At 58.8% G+C, this 24,035-nt stretch carries 22 protein-coding genes and 1 tRNA gene; 20 read left to right on the forward strand and 3 right to left on the reverse strand.

All coding sequences use genetic code 11. From position 1 onward, the window contains the following. On the forward strand, positions 1-236 hold a 236-nt coding region (locus RMO15_RS19990; RefSeq protein ID WP_309715971.1), incomplete at its 5' end, for a tetratricopeptide repeat protein. Between the two features lie 96 nt (positions 237-332). On the opposite strand, the gene RMO15_RS19995 is transcribed toward RMO15_RS19990, so the two are convergent. Next, entirely contained in the window at positions 333-830 is a 498-nt protein-coding gene (locus RMO15_RS19995) for a hypothetical protein (protein ID WP_309715974.1), read from the reverse strand. 117 nt (positions 831-947) lie between these two features. On the opposite strand from RMO15_RS19995, the gene RMO15_RS20000 reads away from it, so the two are divergent. The 3 genes from RMO15_RS20000 to RMO15_RS20010 all read left to right on the forward strand — a co-directional run bounded on the left by RMO15_RS20000 (position 948) and on the right by RMO15_RS20010 (position 2,894). Further along, on the forward strand, positions 948-1,340 hold the full coding sequence (locus RMO15_RS20000) for a hypothetical protein (protein ID WP_309715977.1): 393 nt from the start codon (positions 948-950) through the stop codon (positions 1,338-1,340). Between the two features lie 275 nt (positions 1,341-1,615). Further along, the gene (locus RMO15_RS20005) at positions 1,616-1,813 is read left to right on the forward strand and encodes a hypothetical protein (RefSeq protein WP_309715980.1); all 198 of its coding nucleotides are present in this window, start codon (positions 1,616-1,618) and stop codon (positions 1,811-1,813) included. Continuing rightward, positions 1,803-2,894 (forward strand): Gfo/Idh/MocA family protein, encoded by a 1,092-nt coding sequence (locus tag RMO15_RS20010; protein ID WP_369016142.1) that lies wholly within the window; start codon positions 1,803-1,805, stop codon positions 2,892-2,894. Before RMO15_RS20005 ends, RMO15_RS20010 begins: the two co-directional genes overlap by 11 nt. A gap of 41 nt (positions 2,895-2,935) precedes the next feature. Here RMO15_RS20010 and RMO15_RS20015 read toward each other — a convergent pair whose 3' ends face one another. Further along, on the reverse strand, positions 2,936-5,983 hold the full coding sequence (locus RMO15_RS20015) for a DUF1553 domain-containing protein (protein WP_309715985.1): 3,048 nt from the start codon (positions 5,981-5,983) through the stop codon (positions 2,936-2,938). Positions 5,984-6,097: 114 nt separating this feature from the next. Here RMO15_RS20015 and RMO15_RS20020 point away from each other — a divergent pair, with 114 nt between their 5' ends. From RMO15_RS20020 to nadB, 15 genes are all read left to right on the forward strand, one after another. Continuing rightward, positions 6,098-7,519, forward strand: a complete 1,422-nt coding sequence (locus RMO15_RS20020) for a S41 family peptidase (protein WP_309715988.1) — start codon at positions 6,098-6,100, stop codon at positions 7,517-7,519. A gap of 4 nt (positions 7,520-7,523) precedes the next feature. Then, entirely contained in the window at positions 7,524-9,059 is a 1,536-nt protein-coding gene (locus tag RMO15_RS20025) for a S41 family peptidase (RefSeq protein WP_309715991.1), read from the forward strand. 63 nt (positions 9,060-9,122) lie between these two features. Next, positions 9,123-10,340 (forward strand): DUF4178 domain-containing protein, encoded by a 1,218-nt coding sequence (locus tag RMO15_RS20030; protein ID WP_309715994.1) that lies wholly within the window; start codon positions 9,123-9,125, stop codon positions 10,338-10,340. Then, positions 10,337-10,537, forward strand: coding sequence for a hypothetical protein (locus RMO15_RS20035; RefSeq protein WP_309715997.1), 201 nt, complete (start codon positions 10,337-10,339; stop codon positions 10,535-10,537). Before RMO15_RS20030 ends, RMO15_RS20035 begins: the two co-directional genes overlap by 4 nt. Before the next feature lie 2 nt (positions 10,538-10,539). Beyond that, the gene (locus RMO15_RS20040; protein ID WP_309716000.1) at positions 10,540-10,833 is read left to right on the forward strand and encodes a DUF350 domain-containing protein; all 294 of its coding nucleotides are present in this window, start codon (positions 10,540-10,542) and stop codon (positions 10,831-10,833) included. 12 nt (positions 10,834-10,845) lie between these two features. Beyond that, positions 10,846-12,375: a polyamine aminopropyltransferase gene (locus tag RMO15_RS20045; protein ID WP_309716003.1), complete on the forward strand. Its 1,530-nt coding sequence runs from the start codon at positions 10,846-10,848 to the stop codon at positions 12,373-12,375. A gap of 8 nt (positions 12,376-12,383) precedes the next feature. Further along, positions 12,384-12,710, forward strand: coding sequence for an adenosylmethionine decarboxylase (gene speD / locus RMO15_RS20050; protein ID WP_309716006.1), 327 nt, complete (start codon positions 12,384-12,386; stop codon positions 12,708-12,710). After that, the gene (locus tag RMO15_RS20055; RefSeq protein WP_309716008.1) at positions 12,707-13,741 is read left to right on the forward strand and encodes a hypothetical protein; all 1,035 of its coding nucleotides are present in this window, start codon (positions 12,707-12,709) and stop codon (positions 13,739-13,741) included. Before speD ends, RMO15_RS20055 begins: the two co-directional genes overlap by 4 nt. Positions 13,742-13,796: 55 nt before the next feature. Further along, positions 13,797-14,885, forward strand: a complete 1,089-nt coding sequence (locus RMO15_RS20060) for a hypothetical protein (protein ID WP_309716010.1) — start codon at positions 13,797-13,799, stop codon at positions 14,883-14,885. A gap of 7 nt (positions 14,886-14,892) precedes the next feature. Then, positions 14,893-16,707: a CsgG/HfaB family protein gene (locus RMO15_RS20065; RefSeq protein WP_309716013.1), complete on the forward strand. Its 1,815-nt coding sequence runs from the start codon at positions 14,893-14,895 to the stop codon at positions 16,705-16,707. Continuing rightward, complete coding sequence (locus RMO15_RS20070; RefSeq protein ID WP_309716016.1) at positions 16,704-17,675, forward strand: hypothetical protein; 972 nt, start codon at positions 16,704-16,706, stop codon at positions 17,673-17,675. The genes RMO15_RS20065 and RMO15_RS20070 overlap by 4 nt, the downstream gene beginning before the upstream one ends. Further along, a complete protein-coding gene (locus RMO15_RS20075; RefSeq protein WP_309716018.1) occupies positions 17,672-18,697 on the forward strand; it encodes an NlpC/P60 family protein in 1,026 nt (341 codons plus the stop codon). The genes RMO15_RS20070 and RMO15_RS20075 overlap by 4 nt, the downstream gene beginning before the upstream one ends. Positions 18,698-18,756: 59 nt before the next feature. Continuing rightward, positions 18,757-19,917: a hypothetical protein gene (locus RMO15_RS20080; RefSeq protein ID WP_309716020.1), complete on the forward strand. Its 1,161-nt coding sequence runs from the start codon at positions 18,757-18,759 to the stop codon at positions 19,915-19,917. 7 nt (positions 19,918-19,924) lie between these two features. Next, positions 19,925-20,647: a hypothetical protein gene (locus RMO15_RS20085; RefSeq protein ID WP_309716024.1), complete on the forward strand. Its 723-nt coding sequence runs from the start codon at positions 19,925-19,927 to the stop codon at positions 20,645-20,647. Positions 20,648-20,757: 110 nt separating this feature from the next. Then, on the forward strand, positions 20,758-22,380 hold the full coding sequence (gene nadB, locus RMO15_RS20090; protein ID WP_309716027.1) for an L-aspartate oxidase: 1,623 nt from the start codon (positions 20,758-20,760) through the stop codon (positions 22,378-22,380). Positions 22,381-22,392: 12 nt separating this feature from the next. On the opposite strand, the gene RMO15_RS20095 is transcribed toward nadB, so the two are convergent. Beyond that, a tRNA-Lys gene (locus RMO15_RS20095) sits at positions 22,393-22,464 on the reverse strand. Positions 22,465-22,551: 87 nt separating this feature from the next. Here RMO15_RS20095 and pyk point away from each other — a divergent pair. Beyond that, positions 22,552-23,976 (forward strand): pyruvate kinase, encoded by a 1,425-nt coding sequence (gene pyk / locus RMO15_RS20100; protein WP_309716029.1) that lies wholly within the window; start codon positions 22,552-22,554, stop codon positions 23,974-23,976. Positions 23,977-24,035 lie beyond the last annotated feature (59 nt).

The raw sequence follows: 24,035 nt of genomic DNA on the forward strand, positions 1-24,035 counted from the left end.
AAACCAAACAGTATGCTGAGGCACTACCTTACTGTGAGAAAGCCCTAGCGCTGGCACCGGCAGAGACCTTGATGATGGCCAACCTCGGTGAGGTACTCTGCCATCTGGGGCGTGTTAGGGAAGGTCGAAAACATCTGGAAGAGGCGCTCGCACGGACACGCAATGCAAGTTCCCGTGAGGAGATAACAAAACTTCTCAAAGAGTTCCCTGACCCGGGAAAAACGGGCAGTCGATAGAAGGGAGTACCGGAAAGGGCAGTTTCCGCCCCCCCCTTCTTGGAGAAGTTGGATCGAGGCCGAGCTGGGGAAACGTTTTCAGAGGGTGGCGAGAAACTAGAGTTTTCTGCCAGCTTCCTTACGCTCGATGTCTTCCTGACGGCCCTGCCTGCGACCAAGGCGAAAGAATAATGCGCCGAATCCCAAATATATCACAGCGGTGAAGCAGTTAAGAAGGATATTGTAAGGAGCCATCTTCCCCTGGAAAAACTTTCCTTCGAAAAATAGCACTCCACTAAGAACAACAAAACAAAGCGCAATGCCTGTCAGGAGCCAGCGAGCGATAAGACGATATTTCAACAACACAAATAGGCCAGCCAAGAAGCAAGCAATGCCCTGAAGCGCGAAGATAATAGCGGATGCCCATAAGGCGATAAAAGCCAATTCAGATTCACGGGGGGGAATCTGGCGCATGGCGATCACTCCGGCCCAACCCCCAATGCTCCAGACGACTCCCAATAACAGGATGAACCACGCCGCGATCAGCTCAAGGACGGAGCGGTGCGGGCGGCGAGTAGGAGGGTTCGGTCGTTGTGTGTCTTGCTGTTGTTGCATAGCACAGGGTACAGGAAACGGGGCACAAGTGGCGAAACTTACAGCCCTGTTTGTTTCTGACCCAAACCCCCTCGTTTTCCTGTATCTTACCTTAGATAGTAAAACGGGAGGGACAGTATGACGACCGACAACAAAAACGCAGCAGTAGTGCTTGGGGGCATAGTAGGAGCAATTGGACTAACCGCACTGACTATGGAATATCACGAGTATTTATGGCCTGGCATCGGTGGTGATGGTCAGTATGGAATGGTGCTTTTTCCTACGGCAACTTGGGGAGGTCTCTTCTACGGTGCCGCCTCTGCCGTGATGTATCTGCATCACATGAAGAACCCTGTTCTAATTTGTAAGGCTCTCACACTAGTGGGTTTATCACCTAGTAGTTTCTGGACACTTATCTGGCCTACAGGGGGAGCCCTATTTTGCCTTCCCTCACTTTTGGTGGGTCTTTTAATGCTGGTCTATCTTGAAAGTACCAACATAAAAAAACGATCATTAGGCAAGAGGGAATGACTGAATTGGCTCCCTAAATTCCTATCTGCTCGTGTCCTGAAGGGGAAGTGTCCTGCCCGCCCGCTCTCCCGATCCCCCTTCTAGGAGAAGCTGGATCGAGGCGGAGCTGGTGAACAGTAACGAGGCTTATCGGACAAGGCCAAGCAGCACAGGAAAGGAAAAGGACTGGGGAGCAATCCCCAGCCCTCTCAAAACCGCTACAGGTTAGCTCTCTACCTCTTGCGACGCGCGACGATGCCACCCACCATGCCTATGGCTAAGAGGTAGAGATAATCGTGCTCGTCTCGCTCCACCCACCGCGCTGGAGCGGCCCCGTTCATGTTCACTTTGGGGAGGACATCCCCGATCCCCCGGCGTACTATCCTCCAAGCCAGTCCACCGCCACAAAGACCGCGCGGAAGTGGGCGTCGCTGGCAAAAAGAGCAGAAGCGAGTCCCATTTTGACCGCAGAGGAAATAGACCATGCAAGATAGGCGTATTTGGAAAGTTGCGGGGGTGAGTTTTGACCACATGCACATGGGGGATCTGCTGCGCCAGGTGAGTGAGCACCCCAACGCCGAGCTTGTGGGGGTTGCCGACACCAGCCGTGAGCGTATGGCAGGCGTGGTAGCCAGCCTTGCCATCCCCGAGGAGCGTGTCTTCACAGACTGGCGCTTGTGTCTGGAGACGACCCAGTCGGATATCGTGATTCTCTGCCCTAAGACGGGCGAGCACGGCCAATACGTGGTGGATGCCGCGCCGTACGGCACACATATCCTGGTCGAGAAGCCCTTTGCTGCCAACCTCGCTGATGCGGATCGTATGATCACAGCGATGGCAAAGACGGGCAAGACGATGATCATCAACTGGCCGCTCGCCTGGTACCCGCCGCATGTCACCACCAAGCGCTTGCTCTCCGAAGGCTTGATTGGCGACGTGCTGGAGGTGCACTACTACGACGGCAACCGTGGCCCCCTGCGCCATATCGCTGACAAGGTCGAGATCACAGAAGACGAAGCCAATCGCCAGAAGTCCGAGTCCTGGTGGTATCAGGAATCGGCAGCAGGCGGCTCACTTCAGGACTACTTAGGCTACGGAGTCACTCTTGGGACATGGTTTCTCGATGGCCGGAAGCCTGTCGAAGTCACGTGCGTCACCGACAGCAAGCCCGGCTTAGACGTAGACGAGCACTCGATCACGATCTGCCGCTACGCCACCCCCTACGGCCTCTCCAAGTTCGAGACACGCTGGGGCACCTTCACCGATCCCTGGACACTCCAGCCTCAGCCCAAGTGCGGATTTGTGGTCATGGGCACCCACGGTACGATCTCCAGCTACGACTACGAGCCCGTGGTCCGCGTGCAGACCAAAGCCCAACCCGAGACCCACGAAATCCCCGTGGACATGCTCCAACCCGGCTGGCGCAACCCGATTGAGCACCTCCTCCACCACCTCGAAACCAACTGTCCCCTCCACGGCCCCCTCGATCCCACACTCTGCCGCATCGGCCAGCAGATCGTCGACAGCGCCATGCTCTCTGCAAAAGAGAAGCGCACCGTCACGCTACTAGACTGAACCCATCCCCCAGCCCCTTCCCTCAGGGCAAGGAAGGGGAGTTAGCGCTTCCAGATCGTGACATCTAGGTTGAGGATCGCCTGGGCAAGCGTGGTGGCGGCGGCGACTTCGATGGGGCTGAGCGTGGAGTCAGGCTTTTTCTCCCCGACGGTGAGAAGCTTTGCAGCCTCGGCGGGCGCTTGCGTGAAGAGCTGGCGCTGGGCGGCGTAGAGCTGCTCTAAGAGCCGCGCCTCGGTCGATGTCGGAGGGCGGGTGGCGAGGGTGCGGAAGGCATAGACAACCCGCTGGGAGTCCGTCGTGCCGCCCTCTTTGACAACTCGCTCCCCAAGCACGCGGGCAGCTTCGACAAACTGCGGATCATTTAACAACACCAAGGCCTGAAGCGGCGTGCTGGTGTTCTGTCGCCGCGCGGTGCAGACCTCACGTCCCGAGGCATCAAAGGCCATCATGTTGGGCATGGGGGCCGTGCGCTTCCAGACCGTGTAGAGACTGCGGCGGTAGAGATCGCCTCCCACACTCTGCCGATAGCCAGGACTCATCGTATTGGCCTCGCGCCAGAGATCTCCTGGCTGGTACGGGCTCACGGGAGCCCCTCCGAGCTTGGCATCCAGTAGCCCACTAGCCGCGAGCGCCACATCGCGAATCGTCTCCGCCGAGAGCCGGTAGCTCGGCCCACGTGCCAGCAGAATATTTTGTGGATCGTGCTTTTGCAGCTCGGGTCGCAGGGCACTGCTCTGTCGGTAGGTGGCAGAAAGCACCATTTGCTTGATGAGCCGCTTCACGTTCCAGTCGCGCTGGAAGTCCTTGGCAAGCCAGTCCAGAAGCTCGGGGTGTGATGGAAGCTGCCCCTGAATCCCAAAGTCCTCGCTGCTCTCCACCAGACCGCGCCCGAAAAACTGCTGCCAGAAACGGTTGACCGCAACCCGCGCCGTGAGAGGATGGTCGGGCCGCGTGAGCCAGCGAGCCAGCGCAAGCCGACTTACATTTCTCCCCTCCTTTCCCGTTATCGGCACCCCGAGGGTACCCGGGGGCTGGGGGAGGAGGGTTGGAAGAAAAGCGGGGGTGATGCGTCCGACGCGGTTCTTGTCGGTCTTGGGCGCATCGTAGGCACCCCGAGCCAGGACATAGCTGGGGCGCGGTGTGGGTAGTTCCTCCATCGCCATGACTTCTAAAATCGGGTCTTCCGCGCGCCAGACGCGTTCGCGGGCGGCGGTGAGCTTCGCCTGCGCAGCACGGGTCTCAGTGTCAAGGGCGGAGAAGTAGTACTCACGTGCTGCCTCGGGTTGGTCGGTGTAGGCAAGCTCCAGTGGGGTGAGCGCACGGCTATAGACCGAGAGCTCATCAATCAAGCCCCCCTTGAAGCCTTTGTCGCGGAAGCGCTGTCCAAAGGCGAGCGCGTGGGTTCCCGTGCCTTTCCAAATGTGGTCGCGCAAAATTGCCGTGGGGAGCGGAGCGCCGTTCGTGTACAGTTTGATCCCCGCCGCCGTGCTGGAACCATCATACGTGAGCGTGACACGTACCCACTCGTTGGCAGGAACGGCCACTTTTGCGCGGATGGCGAGGGCATTTCCGGGCCAGTGGCGCATCATGCGGGCCTGCAAAATCCCATTCTCGATCATCAAGTCGTAGCCATACGGGCCTGCATCGGTGCCCGCGCTTGATGTGTAGACGACAACGGGGTCTTTGAGAATCCGCCCATCGCGCATCCAAAAGTCAATGGCAAACGGTGTGTGGCGGGTGAAGCGTGCCTTATCTCCAAAGTTAATATTATTGTCGCCGTCAAGCTGCGCCGCCTTCCCAACTTTCCCCTCGACAAGTGGGACGTTATCCACGTGCGGCACGCCGTCGAGTGTCTCAAAGCCAAAGTGCGCCACGAGATCGGGGGTGGGTTGTTCCTTCGTTTCTATGACCTGGCGGTTTTTCAGCCAGCTCTGGAACGCAGCTTCGCGGGCTTTCTTCGTCTCCAGAAGCGCTTTCTCAGCTTCGGCAACCCCACTTTTTGCCTGCTCCAGAGCTTTCTCTTGCTCGGGCGTGGGCAGGAGCAGCGACGGGGTCGGGGTGATGCTCCCCGAGTCGTAGAGGCCATGCTCATCAATCGAGTTAAAAAACGCCGAGAGGCCGTAGAAGTCGCTCTGCTTGATGGGATCGTACTTGTGGTCGTGGCAGCGGGCGCACTCCAGGGTAAGTCCTAAAAACGCGGTTCCTAGCGTGCGTACTCGGTCCGCGACGTACTCTAGCCGCCACTCCTCAGGAACGGAGCCGCCCTCATTGGTCATGCGGTGCAGACGATTGAACGCCGTAGCCAGCCGCGTCTCTTTGGTGGCGTTGGGGAGTAAGTCTCCCGCGAGCTGCTGGGTAATAAACTGATCGTAGGGCAGGTTTTTATTGAAAGCACTGACGACCCAGTCCCGCCACGGCCACGTCGTGGAGAGCTGATCGGACTGGTAACCGTAGCTGTCGCCGTAGCGTGCCACGTCCAGCCACGGCAGCGCCATCTGCTCCCCAAAGTGTGGCGATGCGAGCAGCCGATCCACGACTTTCTCGTAGGCGCTTGGCGTTTTGTCGTTAAAAAAGGCATCGGCTTCCACGATGCTGGGTGGCAGGCCGGTAAGATCCAAGCTCACCCGCCGCAGCCACTCCGCCTGGCTAGCCTCAGGCGAGGATTTGAGCTTCTCTTTGACAAGACGCTCGCGGATATACCGATCAATTCCCCCACTTGTGGGGGCCAGGGGGCCAAATGCCCAGTGCTTCTCGTAGACCGCGCCCTGGGCGAGCCACTGCTTTACCGTGGCGACCTGAATCGGCGTGAGCGTTTTTTTGGTGTGCACCGGCGGCATGTGCAGCGCATCACTCACCGGAGCCATGATGCGAGCCAGCAGCGCTTTCTTGGTCGCGGCGTTGGGCTGGTCGAGACGCAGGTTTGCTTGTCGTGAGCCGGGGTCGGGGCCGTGGCAGAGAAAGCAGTTCTCCGCGAGAATCGGGCGAATCTCACGGGTGTAGCTCACACGAGGTTTAGGCGGTGCTGCGTCTGCAAAGAGAGAGAGCGCCAGCGGCAGTGCGGCAAGGAGACAAAGCGAGAGTCGGTTCACAGCAGGATTTTACCTCTAGTCCCGTAAAAACGACCAGCTTTGGTAACATAGTGGGCACAACCGATGATAAAATAGCGTATTCAGAAGAGATTGCACGAAGGGGCGAGTGAGATAATGCAACGACGGAGTGGTTCTTTTGTTTTTGGAGCCGGGCTTGTCCTGGCCACAGGGATTGCTTTTGCAGGGGGCGCACGGCTACGGCAAGGCAACGCTCCTACAAGTCCTCGGGTTCTACAAACGGCCGTCGGGCGGGCACAAGTGGCAGAGAACGGCCATGCGGCGACCCCCAATCTCGGGGTAGGACAGGACTTCGGCGGGACTTTTGAGACCGTCTACTCACTTGTCAAGGACCAGTACTACGACACGCTTCCCAGCGACACGAAGATGGCCCAGACTAGTGTCAAGCTCATGATCGCCTCCCTGGAAGACCCAAACTCTTACTATCTGGAGCCGGAGCAGCGCAAGCTCCTAGAAGCAGAAGCGCAAGGCAAGTTCGCCGGTATCGGGGCCGCGCTCTCCGTTCAAGCAACGAAAACCGCAGGCTACACCGACTATAAAATTATCGTCGTCGCGCCCCTCCCCGGCTCCGCTGCCGAAAAAGCGGGCCTGAAGCCCGGTGACGTTATCACCCACATTGACGGACGCTGGGTACTTGGCTACGATCCACTGGTCTCTTTTGCAAAAGTGGCACAGCAGTTTCAGAACCGAGAAGTGGACGAAAAAGCCTACGAAAAAGCGCGCGTGACCGCCCGGGACCGCATTTCCGGTGGGATTCGCCTCCACGCCGCCGAGATGCTCCTACGGGGTGACACGCTCCTAGCCAAGAGTATCGCGACCAAAGAAAAGTACGCGCTCACCGTTCAGCGCAAAGGCCAGACTACCCCCATCAAAGTTGAGGTCACTCCGGGCGTGACCACCGCTCCCACTCTGACCACCAAGACTCTAGACGGTAAAGCCAGCTACATAAAAATCCCCTACCTGAGCGAAGGCACCGATGTCGCCCTCACAAAAGCCTTAGAGAGCTTCCCTGCCGAGAACACCGGCTTGGTTCTAGATCTACGGGGAACCCCCGGCGGCTCGTTTGAGGCCATGCAGCAAATCGCGGGCCTACTAAGTGGCCGTGGCGTGGTCGCACAAGAAGTAGGGCAAGGCGGCAAGAGGAGTAACCTCCTCGCCAACGAAGCGGCCCGTGTCAAAGGCCCGCTCACGGTATTAGTGGACGGTGGCACGGCCTCCACGGCCGAGGCGCTTGCCTCGTGTTTGAGTGAGCGTGGCGGAGCAACCCTAGTCGGGGAGAAGACCTTTGGCGATGCCCTGGTGCAGGGAATGTACCTGCTGCAAGACGGCTCCGCCTTCACGCTCATTACGGGCAAGCTCGTCAGCGGCAAAGGAGTCGCGTGGTCGGGAGTCGGTCTCAATCCTCAAATCGCAGTAGCCTCAGGCACCCCGGAGAGTGAGGTACTTGCCCGCGCCGTGGCCTCGCTCAAGAACCGTCCTCAGATCGCCGGAACCCCGACAACAGGAGCAAAGGGATAACACCATGCTACGCAGTACCATCAAAGGCATCGCAGCCGCCAGCCTCGTCGGAGCCGCGTTTTTCAGTGGCTTTAACCTAGAAGCGTTTCGCACGCGTCGAGAAGATCCGCTCCGCACCAGCCCCCTTCTTATGGCGTCTCGTCTCAGTGAGGCAACCCGCCCCAAAGAAGCAAAAGCCCGCACCAGTGAGCTTGCTCCGATTGATACCTACCATAGTGTGCTCCAGAAGATTCTCTCTGAGTATGGAAACCCTCCCACCGCTCCCGCGGAACTCAATAAGTGGCGTAACAAGATCCGCTACGCCGGAATTGACGGCATGGTGCTGGCCGTCGGGGATCGCTACACCGAGTACTGGAACCCTGAAGAGTTCAAGCGCAACATGGAAGACACCCAAGGGCGCTTCTTTGGGATTGGGGCAAAGCTGGATGTGACCAAGGACAAGAAGTTCCCCATGATCATCGAGCCGATCGAGAACTCTCCCGCGTGGCGCGCTAAGCTCAAGCCCGGCGATGTGATTGTGGAAGTAGATGGCAAGTCCGCCTTGATCTCAGACTCGCAGCACTTGGACGATGTCATTAAGCGCATCAAGGGTGAAGAGGGCACGAAAGTCAAGCTGGGAATCCGCCGTGGTGCGGAGAAAAAAGACTATGTCTTCACCCGCGAGCAAGTCAACTCCCCCGTCATTGACTCCTGGATGCAAGACGATGTCGCCAAGATCGGCTACATTCGCCTGGACCTCTTCAGCGAGGAGGCCGACATTCAGTTTGGGATCGCCTTAGAACGCCTGCAAAAGCTTGGTATGAAGTCACTGATCTTTGACCTGCGCAACAACCCCGGCGGCATGCTCCACGTGGCACAGGACATGAGTGCACGCTTCTTACCCGGCGGCCCTGTGACCTGGCTCAAGGAGAAAAACGGCCAGATGCGCTCGCTGGATGTGGACATCACCAAGCGCCGTGGCCCCCTTGCGCAGGGTAAGATTCCCACCGTGGTGCTCATCAATGGCGGCTCCGCCAGCGCCTCAGAGATTGTCTCAGGTGCGGTTCAAGACGGCGGGGCAGGATTTCTGATCGGAACCCGAACCTTTGGCAAGGGCCTCGTGCAGACCATTATCCCTCTGCAAGATGGCGAAGGGGCGGTTAAGATCACCACACAGCGCTACTACACACGGGGCAAGCGCGATATCAACACGTTTCGGGATGAGTCCGGCACTGTGACCAAGCAGGGCGGTGTTAAGCCAGACTTAGTGCTGGTCGAGACCGACAAGGATATCGAAGCGCAGTGGATCGCGCTCCGTGACAAGCCCTTTGATCGGCGTGCGGCAGCCAAGTACAGCCCCCAGATCGCCAAGGGAATCGAACTTCTCAAAGGCCGGATGGTAGGCAAGCCTTGGCCCAAGTCTGAGAAAGACCTCCCGGATAAGCCCGAGAAGTCTGAGACGGTGAGTGCCACGCCCAAAACGCTACGAGGTATCCCGACGCACGCAGAGCGACGGCAGCCGGAGCACCTGGCAGAACAAGTCAAAGACGACGAAAAATAAAATAGTGTAACAAAAGTGGGAGTGCAAAATTTGTGCTCCCACTTTTGCTATAATGCAGTCGAAATGCAGCGCACACTAGACTCTTCTCTGGCCTGCCCAAGCTGTGGTGCTCAGGCGCGGATCTTTAAGAATGGCCAGAGCACGTGTGCCTACTGCGGAGCCACGCTTCCCCCGCTTCCCTTCACCCACCCCGGCGGCACTTTCAAACATAGCTCGCCTCTTCGTATCGGGATGAAGGCCAAGCTCGGCGGTCGGGAGTATGTCGCGGTAGGGCGCCTGCTCTTTCGCGATGCTGAGGGATACACCTGGGAAGAGTGGGTGCTTCTCTCTCAAGACGGCGACGCTCAGTACCTGGAGTTTGATGAGGGCAAGTGGACGATCGCGCGCTACTGGCCTGAGGGCGACCAGAGCGTGCAGGTGACGGACTACAGCGAAGGCAACACGATCGCTCTGGGCGGTCAGACAACGACCGTTACGTCCATTGGCACCCAGACAGTGAGCGGCGTCGAGGGAGAGATTCCCTGGCCCGTTCGTGTGGGAGAGCGCAACCCCTATGCCGACTTTGGCACGGGGGATACGATCTTCTCCGTGGAGCAAGCAAGTGATGGTATCGAGTGGTTTCGCGGCCGTCGTTTAGATGCCGCAGAAGTCTACACCCTCTTTGGCCTCCAAAAAGAAGCCAAGGCCGAGATCCAGCACGACGTGGTTCAGGCCGACCGACGGCGCTTCGGGTGTCTCTGGCTCAACCTCTCGCTCCTTGCGTTTTTCCTCTGCGCCGTAGCCAGCTCCATCACCGGACGCCAAGTCTATAGTGGCCAGCTTACCGCCGATCAAGTCGCAGAGGAAGGCAGCCTTGTCGGGCCGTTTCCGCTCAAGCCCGAAAACTCACCCCACCGACTCTATCTGTCATCGGGTGGGCTTAACCAGACCTCGGTGTGGGTGCAGGGCGTTCTGGAAGATGCCAGCGGCCCTGTCTTTGAGGCGGAGCAGGAGTTCTGGGACGAGACCGGCTACGACGATGGCGCTTGGCACGAGTGGGTCACGGACTCCAACACCGACTTCCGTCTCAACAAAGCGGGGGATTTTAAGGTTCGCCTCTACGCCGATCCCGAGGCGGCGGCGACGGGTGCTCCGATCACCGTGCGGGTCTACGAGGGCGTGCGCCATGCCACACCGCTGGCTTGGTTTGGGGGGATCGGGCTGGTGCTGGGAACCTGCTTCTGGCTCTCGGGTGCGCCGGGTGCCCGACGGGGCCTTGCGGAGGCGATGCAAGACAAATGAGCATCCAGACCTGGGGCTACCGAGTCGCGACGGTCTTGCTACTCGCCGCATTTGGTGTTGTCTGCGCCGCCGCCTACTTCGGCTGGTTTCTACCCAGCAGCGCCACCACCACCGCGCAGCGCAGCGCCGTCCACAGCCGTGCCAGTGCCCGCGTCGGCACGCATATCACTGGTGGCGGCGGCCACTTTGGAAAATAACTATGAAGAACTTAATCGCAACGCTCTCGCTGCTTATGGCGACCACTCTGCCTGCACTGGCCCAAGAGTCAGCAGGGCGCTCCCGGCAGAGCCTGATGGAGGGCGTGATCTCCACGCTCGTCTTTGGCATTATCGGCATTGTCTTAGCCGTGATTGGCTTCAAGGCTTTTGACCTTGCCATCAAAGCCAATATCGAAAAAGAGATCTTCGAGAACAAGAACATGGCGGCGGCGATTCTCGCAGGCTCGGTGGTTCTGGGAATCTCGCTGATCGTCGCCATGACAATTCACTCCTAGTATAGGCAGAAAATGAGTGAGCAAGACCGTCGCGAGGCGCTGACCCTCCTGACCAGCGTCTTTCTGGTGGCGGCGTGCGGCCTGATCTACGAGCTACTCTTGGCCACGATCTCCTCGTATCTGATCGGCTCCTCGGTGACCCAGTTCTCGCTCTGTATCGGGGTCTTTATCGGGGCGATGGGCATTGGCTCGTACCTCTCACAGTTCGTCACAGCGCACCTGCTGCGCTGGTTTCTCTCGGTGGAGATCTTACTCGCCGTCGTGGGAGGCTGCTCCGCCTGGGTGCTCTTTGGGGCCTATGCCTACCTGGGCGGCCTCTACTACGGGGCGCTCTTTCTGCTGATCGGGCTGCTGGGGGCACTAGTCGGGATCGAGCTGCCCTTGCTCACTCGCTTGCTCTCCCAGTACGGAGCCCTTAAAGAGACGATTGCACAGGCGCTCTCGTTCGACTATGTGGGCTCACTTCTGGGCTCGGTGGCTTTCCCCCTCGTGCTGCTTCCAGCGCTGGGGATGACCCGAACGGCTTTTGTGGTGGGCCTACTCAATCTAGGGATCGCCGTCTGGAACCTGCGTGTCTTTGCGTACCGACTCAAGGACAGCCGCCCGCCCCTGCTGCTCTGTGCGTTTCTTGCGGTATTTCTCGGCTTTGGGCTGGTGATCGCGGATCAAGCCGGACGTTTTTTTGAGAAGCGCCTCTACGACGATGAGATTCTCTTTGCACGCCAAACCCCCTACCAGAAGATCGTGGTCACGCGGTTTCGCGAAGACCTGCGCCTCTACTTAGACGGCAATCTTCAGTTCTCGTCGCTGGACGAGCACCGCTACCATGAGTCGCTGGTGCACCCGGCCATGAGCCTTGCGATCCGCCAGGAGTCCGTGCTGGTTCTGGGGGGCGGTGACGGTCTGGTGGTGCGCGAGGTGCTCAAGTGGCCCGGCATCAAGCAAGTGGTGCTGGTGGACATTGACCCGGCCATGACCAAGATCGCACGGAGCTACCCGAGCTTAAAAACGCAAAATGGTAGCTCGCTCGACGATCCCCGTGTCACGCTGGTTCATGAGGATGCTTTTACGTATCTGATGAAGTCAGGAGCACTCTACAGCGTGATTATCGGGGATCTCCCCGACCCCAACAATGAAGCGCTCGCCAAGCTCTACTCCCGCGAGTTCTACAGCATGATTCGGCGCAGGCTCGCCCCTGGAGGCACGTTTGTGACCCAGTCCACGTCCCCACTATTCTCCCGCGATGCCTTCTGGTGTATCGAGCGCACGGTTGCCGCAGCCGGTTTTGCGACGACGCCCTACCATGTCTATGTCCCCAGCTTCGGCGACTGGGGCTTTGTGCTCGCAAAAGACAGCGCCACGCCTCCCAAGCTCTCGGACACCAAGCTAACAGGACTCTCGCTCAAGTACCTGAACCCGGAGACCCTGAGTATTCTGGGCGTCTTTGATGCGGAGTCGAAGCCCACACTTGTGACGGCCTCGACTCTCGACCGCCCCCAGGTGGTGCGCCACTACGAGCGCGGAGCCAAGCGGTGGGAGTAGGCATCCATGTGCTACTCGATGGCTACGAGATCGCTTCCGAGCGCCTCACCGACGTGGCACTTCTGACGCAAGCCCTCACGGAGGCGGCACTTGCTGCTGAGATGACACCGCTCTCGGAGCCCGTGGTGCATCTCTTTCCTGGCGGCGGACTCACGGCATTTCTGCCACTGGCCGAGTCGCATCTGGCGCTCCACACCTACCCCGAGCGGGGCTACATCGCCGCAGACTGCTTCACCTGTGGCCTCCCCGACGGCGCCGACCGCGCTGTCAGTGTGCTCTGCGCCGCACTGGGAGAGGGCCGCTTTGAGATCCGCAAGCTGGAGCGCGGCGGATGAAGCCCCGCTGGATCGTCTCGGCTCGCTACGACCTCGCGTTTTTTATCGGCTCGTGTGTGCTCACCTTCGCGTTCTATGGCCTCTACCGCTCCGCACACAACTTCGGGTTTCTCTTGCACGGCGACAGCATTCTGATTACCTACTTCTTCTTCACGGCGATCTTTGACCACCCACATATCTTCCAGACCTTTGCCCGAACCCACGCCGACAAAGACGAGTTTCAAAAACGCCGGGGGCTCTACACCTGGGGCCTGGCGGGCTTTATTGCGGTTGGCTTTGTTTTTGTCGCGCTCAAGCTCGAAGCCTACTTGATCGTCGGGGCGGCGGTCTACGGCACGTGGCATATCATGCGGCAGCACTACGGCTTCTTGAAGATCTACAAAGCCCTCAACGACGATAGAGCGCCGCTGGACAACTGGCTGGATGGCTTGACGTATTTTACGGGAATGTTCGCCTGCTTTTTCAACGACTACGGTGATGTACGCGGCCCCTTAGTCGTCTACGGAAGCGTCAAAGTGAGCGTGCCCAACTTACCAGGCGAGTGGGGCGAGGGACTCTGGGTCGTGTTTTTGGTGCTGCTCACGCTCTTTGGGTTCCGACAAGTGGGCCGCGCGATGCTAGGGCAGCGTGTCAATCTTCCTAAGATACTCCTGATGCTCTCCGCGCTCGGGACGCACTACTTTGTCTTTTTTGCAACCGCCACGCCGTTCTTAGTGGCAGAGGCGCTGGAGACCGCCTACCACGACGTTCAGTACCACGCCTGGATGGCCCACTACGAAAAGCGGCGCTTTCCCGGCATCCGACATGTCGCGCTAAAATGGGGAGCGACGGCGCTTGCCTACGGATGTATTGTCGGGGTGATCGAGATCAAGGGCCTGCTCCAACCCGACAGCTGGGCGATGTGGGCCTTTATCCCCTTCACGATGGTCGTGATCTTTCACTACTTTGTGGATGGCCTAATCTGGAAGATGAGCGACTACCCAGAGCTAGGCAAGCTGCTTCTGCCTCCGAAAAAACCGATCAGCAGCTAAAAAAACCTGTCACAAAATAGCCTTTATAGCGTTCTATAAGGTAGGAGATAGTTTTATGACACGTCGCAACACCCTTCTGGCCGCCCTCTCGCTCACGCTTCTGTCGCTGCCAATCCTGCCTACCCAAGCCCAGCTTGATGGCGATCCCTACGTGGATGTCGTCGCACAGGGCAAGGGCCGGATCAACTACGCCGCGGGTGTGGTCAAGGCCACGGGCTACGGTGCCCCACCTACGAAATCCCAGAACCCGGCACAGGCACGGTTAATGGCAATGGGAGCCGCCAAGGCCGATGCGCTACGCAATCTGGCGATGGCCGTGAGCTCGATCCAAGTCACCGCAACTACCAAGGTCAAGAACTATCTCACCGAGAGTGATACCGTCGAGACCAAAGTAACCGCGATCTTGCAAAATGCCCGGATTATCTCGGAGACGATCGGCAAAGACGGCATGGCGTCTGTCACGGTAGAGATCCCGATGTATGGCAGAGGCTCCGTAGCCTCCGCCGTGATGGCCGAAGCGATTATGGAGCCGCGCCGTGCGGTCGAACCACGCCGTCTTGAGCCAGAGCCGCGCCGTGAGCCAGAGCCACGACGTGAGCCCGAGAGAGCGCCATCCGCACGCAGAGAGCCAGAACCCGAGCCTATCCCACTCCCCGAGCGTGGCATCAAGACCAACCCACGCGATCCGTTTAAAGAGCCTCGTGGCGGTGCAAAGCCCATCAAGGTCGAGCCGCGCAAGCCCAAAGCGGAGCCTAAGAACTACCACCTGCCCATTACGTCCCCGATTGAGGAAGGCCCCTTTACATCGGTGATTGTGGACTGCCGTGGCCTGGGAATTCAGGCAGTGATGAGCCCCAAGATCTACGATACAAATGGCCGCGAGGTCTACGGGACACTGAATGTAGACGTGGACTACGCTATTGAGATTGGCATCGTGGGCTACCCTCGGTCGGTTGAAGAGGCACTTGCAAGCAAGCGAGCCGGAGAGAACCCCTTCGTGGTTCGAGCACTACGCGCCAAAGACTCTAGCAAGATAGATATCGTGCTCTCCAACGAAGACGGCAGGCGCATCTTAGAAGCGAGCCGACGTGATGGTTTTTTAGAAAAATGCAGAGTCATCCTACTCTGTGATCCCGTTCGGTAGAAAACCGATGAGAAGCACACTCTTTGCCGTTCCTGCCGCCCTCATTATCGCCGCCCCGAGCTTCGCCGCACGGGAAGGCGATATCCTCAAGCTCTTTGAGAAGAAGCGTGTGATAGTCCAGGCAGCTCCCGAGCTCCTCCCGTTTGCCGATGCGCTTCTCGCGGGCTCTGGGGTAAAGGAGCGGGTGGCCTCAGAAGGGCAGGCAGAGACGATTGTGCGTCTCCAGCTCACTCCTGAGAGTAGCGACAACGTCATCGCCATCCAGCGACCCAAGCGGGATCGCTGGATTGTCAACCTCTCTGCCCCCGACTCCGGGAACCTGCGCCAGCTCATCGCCGAGTTTCGTCGCCTAAAAGAGCCGCCCAAAGAGGTGGTTCGTCGGTCGGTGCGCTCCGTGGCGGTGATTCCCATCGGGCCGGGGGCGCTCGCGGCGGCAACGCCTCTTTTAACAGGTACACGCCATCTCGCCACTTCGGACGCTTCTTCTCCCACCGGAAACCGCGATGAGATTATCCTGTGGGATCGCTCCGTACCTGGTGGCCTCGTCGCGCTTCCGCAGGGCACCCTCTGTGGGCCTCTCGATACGCTCGCTTGGCGTGAGAGCCTCCCCGGTGGGCGATTCCGCGCCGTGGTTGCTGCCCCCAGTGGCCCTCTTCTCGAAGGAGCTCTCCAGCGCCTGGGAGATCCTCTGAGCCTCTCGGAAGCCCCCACGGTGGTGTCGAGCGCAAAAGACCTTCGCAGTGTCCGCCGCGTCGCAGTGAGTGGCATTGGGGAAAACAGCGAGCTGGCTCGGCAGCTTGCCTCCCGTGCCGCAGTCGGATTGAGAAACATGGGAGCCTTTGAGGTACTAGAGCGCGAGGGACTCTCAGCCCTCCTCTCGGAGCTTGCCCTCTCGCAAGCCGGGATCACCGAAGCCCCGACCCGCAAAAAACTTCAGACACTTGCCGCCGCCGACACACTCTTGATCGTGGAACTCAGCGAGGCAAGCGGTGAGACAGTCTACTCCGCCCGCCATGAGCGTCTGACTCCCAAGCTGGGCCAGGTTCCGCAGCGCCCCTTAGAGCCCTCGCGTTTTAAGCTGGATGTCGGCACCGATCCTCTCGCGCGTGCCGCTGCGGAAGCGCTTTTGGGTAGCAAAGTGGGCTACCGCACCGAGCGTGAGTACGCGGAGGCCATGGACGACTTTCGCTTTCGGGTACTGCCTGCCTGGGAGCGTGCTCTCTACAACTACCAGCAGGAGAGGCGCAGTCGGCGCATCTCTTGGCAGGAAAGAATCGCCTCTAAGGGATCGGCCAGTATCCGGGGGAGCGTCCGTTTAGTCAGCCTCAGCGATGGTGCGGTGCTCTGGGAAACGCCACTTCAGGCCACGGAGGCAGGGGAGGCAGCGGCCACAACCCGCACGATTACCACTCTGGGCGAAGAGAGTGTTCCCCAATCCTTAGATCTGCCTCCCAGCACCACAAAACCGCCTCAGGGAGTAGCACTGCGTGCTGGAGAAACGGCCCTGAGCCGCGCCCTCACCGAGCTGCCACGCACCGCTCTGCTTCCCAGCAGTAGCACTGTCGTCACAGAGCCCAGTGCGCCGCTTACCCGAGCCACGGTTCTCGACACGGATACCGAGAGCGTGCTGATCGGCTTGGGAAGCAGCGATGGCGTCAAGAAAGGCGATGTGCTCCTAGTGCGCTTCCCGGACAATACAGCCCTGCGACTGATCGTCACAAAAGTCCGAGGCCGTAGCTGTGATGCGTCGTTTGAGCCTGAGACAAGCGCTTCGATCAAAGCGCGGCTCGTCCCAGGCCTGCCCGTGGAGCAAGCCAAGTGATCGTTTTTGCAGAGCAAGCCGCCCAGAGCCCCGAGAGCCGTGTTGTGCTCGCAGAGGGCCGTGCCGCACTCACCAGCCTCAACATTGAAGGCGCACGCCGAGCCGCGATTGCCAGTGCGCTACGAAACGCGGTGGAGAAGACACTCGGCGTCTATATCTCAGGGCAAACTCTGACGAAAGACTACACCCTGTTGCGCGATCAGGTGCTGACCCGCAGCGAGGGCCACGCGGTTCTGAATGAAGTCATTCGAGTGGAGCAGCTTCCCCAGGAGATTCGCGTGATTGTCCGCGCCACGGTCTCGCTTCGCCCTCTGACGAACCAGGTTCGAGCCCTGGGACTGGCACGTTCATGGCGGGTACAGACCCTCAATCCCACCCTGGAAAAGGCGCTCACGGAGGCGGGCTTCACAGTAGAGGAAGACGAGAAAAAGGCCGATCTCACGGTCACGGTTGCTCCTCGCTTCACCACCCTTGCCCAGATCCCTCTGCAAACGGCAGTCGGCCCCATGACCATGTACACGGTGCGTGGAGAGGTCACAGTGCGAGCGCGGCGCGGCTTGGAGGTGGTGACGGCGCGGGTACAGACTGAGACGGCACGTCATATCAATCTAGAGACTGCGCGGCAACAAGCTGTCGATGATGCCCTCGAGAAGCTAGCACCGCTCCTGACCGAGGACTTGCTCGTCCTTCCCTCGCGCCTCACCCAACCCGTTCAGCTCGTTGTCACAGGGGTTGCCAGTGCCGAGGCCGCCCAGACACTCTGCGACCGCCTAGGAGCCCTGCCCGGTGTCCTCAAAGCGCTCAAACGCTCCTGGAGTGGCTCCAGTGCGACATTTGAGCTAGAAGTCCCAACCGAGACCACTCTCGCATCGCCTCTCAAGGCTCTGGGGCTGACCGTGCTCTCGGAGAGTAAAACCCAGATTGCTGCACGCAACCAAGCCGTCCCCAAACGTGTCTTGAAGAAATGAAGAAGTTCTGGGTGCGCCTGAAAACGATTGGCTGTCTTAGTTTTCTGGGGTTGGGGGCTCTGCTGTATTTTTTTCCCGCTTTGCGTGAGTTTCTCTTCACAAAAAGCATGCAGTCACAGTCGGCGGAGCGACAAGAGACCACACGCAAGTTTCTGACGATGGTGCGCCTGCTCGCGCCCACTGCCTCGCCTGATCCCACCCCCTCGCCAATCCCCGCCGCAACGCCTGCGCCTCTTGCCTCGCCTGAGCCTATTGCCTCGCCCGTGCCTCTCGCCTCACCCAGCCCGGAGCCCTCTCCTGACCCGGAAGCCAAGATGCAGGCGGAGCGCACACCCGATGCTGTGGTCATTCGTCAAGGCAACGACGAGATCGGGCGCTTTACAACGCTCTATAAAACCGACGTGCCCGGCGGCAGTGGCCCCGCCGCGGTCAAAGGTCCCCATGCCTGGTGGAGCACCAAAGAGCTCCTCTTTCACGGCGATCTGGTCACCAAGAAAATCGAGGTATTTCTTCCCTACGCAGGCGCAAAGGGTGAGATTAAAGGGCTTGCGGCAGATGACGAAGGCGTGACGGTTACCACTAGCACCAACCAAAGCCTGCGCGTGCTCCCCGAGCGCCATAGCTGGAAAGGCTTTATCCGTGCGCCTCTGGGTCCTGAGACCGAGCAGCCCGATCCTAAATACGCCACGCTCAAGAAAAACATTGATGGCTGGATAGGGACGCCTTACAAGTGGGGCGGCGATACCAAACAGGGTATAGACTGCTCCGGGCTCGTCTGCCAGATTTTCAAGGCAGCCGGCGTCTCCCTACCACGGACATCCAAAGAGCAGGCAAGTGCGGGCCAGCCCGTCACCGATGAGCTACGCTGGGGCGATATCATCTGCTACGAGGGGCATGTCTCCGTCTACGTGGGCAATGGACGCTCCGCGGAAGCGCTGGGAACAAAAGAGGCAGGCGGCGTGGTCAAGTACGCGACAATCTGGCACCGTGCTAGTACGGGGGTTCGCCGAATATTACACTAAGTAGAAAAAGAGAATGCTTTTCCGGCCCACTTCTTGCCTTAGATTGTCCCTGAGGAATCATGGACCCAATTCGCGTTATCATGCTGGGAGCCACCCAGTCCGGCAAAACTTTATTTCTTTCCGCCATGTGGCAAAAACTTCAGTGGCCACTGGACCCCGGCTTTCACCTGGAGACAACAACCGCAGATGGCTACCCTGACAATGCCTCACGAAATAAACTAGATCGCATCTACACACATCTCATCACACAGGAAGGCTTTCCTCCCGGCACGGCTCTGGGAAGCAAGGCAAACTACCGATTTAACTGCAATGTTCAGTCGAACCAAGTATCGTACAAAGCCTGTGACTTTGAGTACCTAGACTATGCCGGTGGCCTTTTAAGTGGTGAGAGCCTTCAGGACGAAGACTTTGAGCTGGCGGTCACCGAGGCGGATGTTATTCTGGGCCTAATGGACGGTGTGCGGCTCTTGCTTGCCATGGGAGCAGACGAAGAAGCTAAGGAGTGGGTATCGCAGGAGCTCGCCCCAATACTCGTTCGTATCGCGGCCACGCTACGCACAGCCAAAAATCGCCCCCTCTCCATTCACTTTGTGATTAGCAAGTGGGACGCGATTGGGCAGCTTGCCCCCCACCTCACTCTGGAGCACTTCCGCAACTTTGTGAGCGAGATTCCGGCAATGCAAGCGCTTCTGTCTCTTATCTCCCCCACCGCAACGGTTCGTCTAATTCCTGTCAGTGCCCTTGGCTCCAGCTTTGTACACATGGACTCGCAGACCATAGAGGACAACGACGGGCACAGCAAAATCGTGGTACACACGCGAAAGCGTAATAGTGCCGAGAGCATGACAGCCCCCATTCCGGTCAATGTGGAGATTCCCATCGCCTGTAGTATCCCCGATGTGCTCACGCAGCGGCTTGCGGAGCTAAGTCACAGCAAGGGTGCGCTTGAGACCAAGCTCGCCAGTGCTTCGGAGACGCGTGTCACGTTTGCCCAGAAACTCAGTGGGATTCGTGTCCCTGTTATCCGTGAGCTAGGACAGTGGCTCGCACGCACCGAGGAGCAACGCCGCACAGATGCCCTACGCACGCTCCGTGAGCGCCACTCCCAGATCCAAGACGCGGAGAGTGCATTTCGCTATCTCGTCCAGTTTTGTAGCATCCTGCGTGACTCTTTTGAGCGGGAAGAGCCCCACTCTATCCTAAAACGCGGTAAACTTTAAGGCAACCGTGGCAGCAACACTTGATCCCGTCACCAATGCCGAAACGAAGACCGTTCCGGCCTGGCCTTTTCTGGTCGCCAACCACGAGCTGGGACGCGTGGACTATCGCACTTTAGTAGCGCCCGACTTTCTGGTGGATCAGGAGTGCAGCCAGATTCTCACCTCTCTGCCCCTTTCGATGGAGGAAGAGGGAATCCACTCGTGCTGCGTCACCTACCGTGCCGCCTCGGGTGAGACCTGCAAGATCGTGGCTCTCTACCAGTTCCTGCCAGTCCCTGCCGACGGCTACTTTCCGATTCGCCCTCAGCGCGAAGTGCAGGTCATTGCGGGACTGGTCTTTACTCTCCGCGCATCGCCTCCCCGTGTCACTCCCGAGCTCCTGGAAGAAAGCTTTCAGCTCTACGACGAAGAGTACCGTCAGTTCTGCCGCTCCCACCAGCCGCGTGAGTTCCCCGTCATTCTCTCGTGGCCCCTCGCAGCACATCCAGCCAGCCCCCTCACCGTAACCATGATGCCTGAGCAAGATGCCACACGGCTCCATCCTCGGCTCTATCCCCACCGTAGTGCTCAGGTAAATCCACAGCAACGGGCAGAGCGAGCGTTTCCAATATCTCGTGCCAAGATTATGGAAGAGATCACCCAAGAGACCTTCTTCAGCCGTCTGCGTCGTTTCTTTCACTGGCATAGAAGCAGTCGTTCTTCCAAGCAGAATAAAAATATTATAAGTTAGCAGCATTCTACGCTAGTAACCTAATCCTTAATCCAACTACACCTAATTAATTTACAGAGTATTTATTTTTATCGTTATTCGCCTACACAACAAGGTATACTGTATCTATAATGGCAGAATTTCAAAATACCAATACTTCTCTGTTTGATTTTGTCGTCATGGGCTCCGGAATCGCGGGCCTCACATTTGCACTGAAAGTTGCAGATGCTGGCACGGTTGCCCTCATCACAAAAAAAGACAGATCAGACTCGAACACGAACTGGGCTCAGGGCGGGATTGCGGGGGTCATGGCTCCGGATGACTCCTTTGACCTCCATATCCGTGACACGTTGATCGCAGGGGCTGGCCTCTGTCATGAAGATGCCGTACGGACACTCGTCGTCGAGGGGCCGACTCGTATTCGGGAGCTGATTGCCCTCGGGACGCGTTTTACACAAGACCAAAAAGGCGAGCCAGCTCTCACGCAAGAAGGTGGACACTCGCGGCGCAGGATTCTCTACAACAACGACCTGACAGGTCGTGAGATCGAGCGATCTCTGGTGGAGAGTATCCACTCGCACCCGTCCATCCAGGTTTTTGAGCACCACATGGCCATTGACTTGGCCAAGTCAAAAGACGATGATGAGCGGATCTGTGGCGTGTATGTGCTCGACACGCTCGATGGAGAAATCACGACGTTTCTGGCGAGGCGTGCTGTCTTTTTGGCAACGGGTGGCTGCGGTGCTGTCTACACGCATACCACAAACCCTGCCATCGCAACCGGCGATGGAGTCGCAATGGCCTTCCGGGCGGGAGCACAAGTGGCCAACATGGAGTTTATCCAGTTCCATCCCACGACGCTCTACCATCCTGCGGCCCGTAGCTTTCTGATCTCAGAGGCGGTGCGGGGTGAGGGAGGGATTCTCCGGGATGCCGCTGGACGAGCCTTCATGAACGACTACGATGAGCGTGGAAACTTAGCACCCCGAGATATCGTCGCACGAGCGATTGACGCGGAGTGCAAGAAGCAACATGAGCCTTGCATGTTTCTGGATGCCACCCATATCAGTGCCACGGAGATTCAACACCGGTTTCCCAATATCTACGCACGGTGCCTCAGCTATGGCATTGATATGACACGCGAGCCCATCCCCGTCGTCCCGGCGGCCCACTACATGTGTGGCGGAGTTGTCACGGATCTCTACGGACGCACAAGCCTACCACGGCTTTTTGCCAGCGGTGAGGTGACCTGTACAGGCGTTCATGGAGCCAATCGTCTCGCATCAAACTCGCTTCTGGAGGGGCTCGTCTTCTCCCACCGAGCAGCAGACTTATTTTTGCACGACCTAGACGAAACCCCGCCTCTTCTGGAGCATGTCCCCCCCTTTCGCCCCTACCGAGGTCGCGTACGTATCGCAGACACCGAGGCACTTAAGACGCGTATCCAGGCGGCGATGACCAAGTTCGTGGGCATTGTCCGCAACGACGAGCGCCTCCACCAGGCCGATGTCGCGGTGAGCGTCATCATGGATGAGGTCGAGAGCCTCTACGCGACGTGCCGACCGACCGAGGACCTCCTGGAGCTACGCAACCTGGCACTCACGGCGCAGCTTATCATCCGCTCCGCACAGCAGCGCAAAGAGTCACGTGGACTGCATACCACCTTGAACTACCCCGAAGCTCAAGAGAGTGAGCGTCACGACACGGTTCTTATCAAACGAAAACGCACCGACTTCGCCGTCGTGAGTCGTTAGTGGAAAAATAAGTGGGTCGGGTGGGATTCGAACCCACGACCAATGCCTTAAAAGGGCACTGCTCTACCACTGAGCTACCGACCCGTAGCACAGGGGAGTTTATCACGACAAAAATGAGTCGTCCACCCTCCGTACATTTTTTTTGAAATGCAAGCTATAATGCAGGCTTAGATGCCACGAACCAAAATTATCTGTACGCTCGGGCCTGCTGTAGATGCACCCGAAACCCTGGAGCGCCTGATCCGCTCCGGGATGGATGTCGCCCGTTTCAACTTCTCTCACGGTAACCACGCACAGCATGCGGAGCGCTTTGCTCGGCTCCAGGCGGCGGCAGCTCGTGTCGGCAAGCCTGTTGCAGCCATGCAGGACCTCTGTGGCCCCAAGCTCCGCGTGGGGACAATCATGGAGGGTGTCATCCTGGACGAGGGAGCCCAAGTCACCCTAACCTTGGCATCAACGGTAGGCACTGCGGAGTGTATCCCCCTTCCCATCCCAGAGTTTTTCGCCGTCGCCGCCCCCGGAATGCGTCTATTACTCGATGATGGCCTTCTGGAGCTACAAGTCGAAACTGTGGAGTCAGAGAGCGTTGTCTGTCGCGTGATTGCGGGGGGAGTGCTCTCCTCGGGCAAGGGCGTCAACCTGCCCGGTGTTCCCTTATCTGTCGCGGCAGTGACGGAGAAAGACGAAGCGGATCTTAAATTTGGTCTCGCACTAGGAGTGGACTATGTTGCCCTCTCGTTTGTCCGTGACGTGGCCGATGTCCACCGGCTCCGCGCGCTGATGGAGCAGGCGGGGCGCGTGGTTCCCATCTTGGTCAAGATCGAAAAAGCTGAGGCTTTGGAGAACTTGGACGCGATCCTTGATGCGGCAGATGGCGCGATGGTGGCGCGGGGAGATCTAGGGGTTGAGCTTCCCGTGGAGGAGATGGCCATGGTGCAGAAGCGGTTGATCCGTGCCTGTAACCGCCTCGGCAAACCCGTGATTACGGCAACCCAGATGCTCGACTCCATGATCCGCAACCCGCGTCCCACCCGCGCTGAAGTCACCGACATCGCCAACGCCATCCTCGATGGCACCGATGCACTCATGCTCTCGGGTGAGACCGCCGTGGGGGCCCATCCCATTCAGGCCGTGGAGACCATGGCACGAATCGCGCGCCGTACCGAAGAGCAGCTAGACTACGACCAGCTCTTGCGGGATAAAACGGCAATTTTTGGCCGCGAGAGTGTCACCGATGCGGTTGCAGAGGCAGCCGTCACCATTGCCCATGACCTTCAGGCGGCAGTGATTCTCTGCGCCACCGAGTCTGGGGGAACGGCACGCTCCGTTGCGAAATTTCGCCCCAAGACGCAAGTGGTTGCCGTCACTCCCTCCCCGGAGACCTGCCGGCGGCTGGCTCTCTTCTGGGGTGTCCAGTCTCTCCTCATGCCCGTTCCAACCAATGTCGAAGGTCTCCTGAGCGAGAGTGCGGCAGCGGCGGCAGCGGCAGGGTATTTAAAGATAGGAAGTCTCTTCGTGCTCACCTCCGGCACTCCGTTAGGAAAACCAGGAAGCACAAATCTTATTAAGGTGCACTCTTTTGGCGAACCACTCTAAATCTCGTCCCCAGCACCAGCGTCGTCAGTCCAATATTTTCTGGCGCACTCTGGGTGGTG

The sequence above is a fragment of the Armatimonas sp. genome (genome assembly GCF_031410135.1).
Classification (GTDB): Bacteria; Armatimonadota; Armatimonadia; order Armatimonadales; family Armatimonadaceae; genus Armatimonas.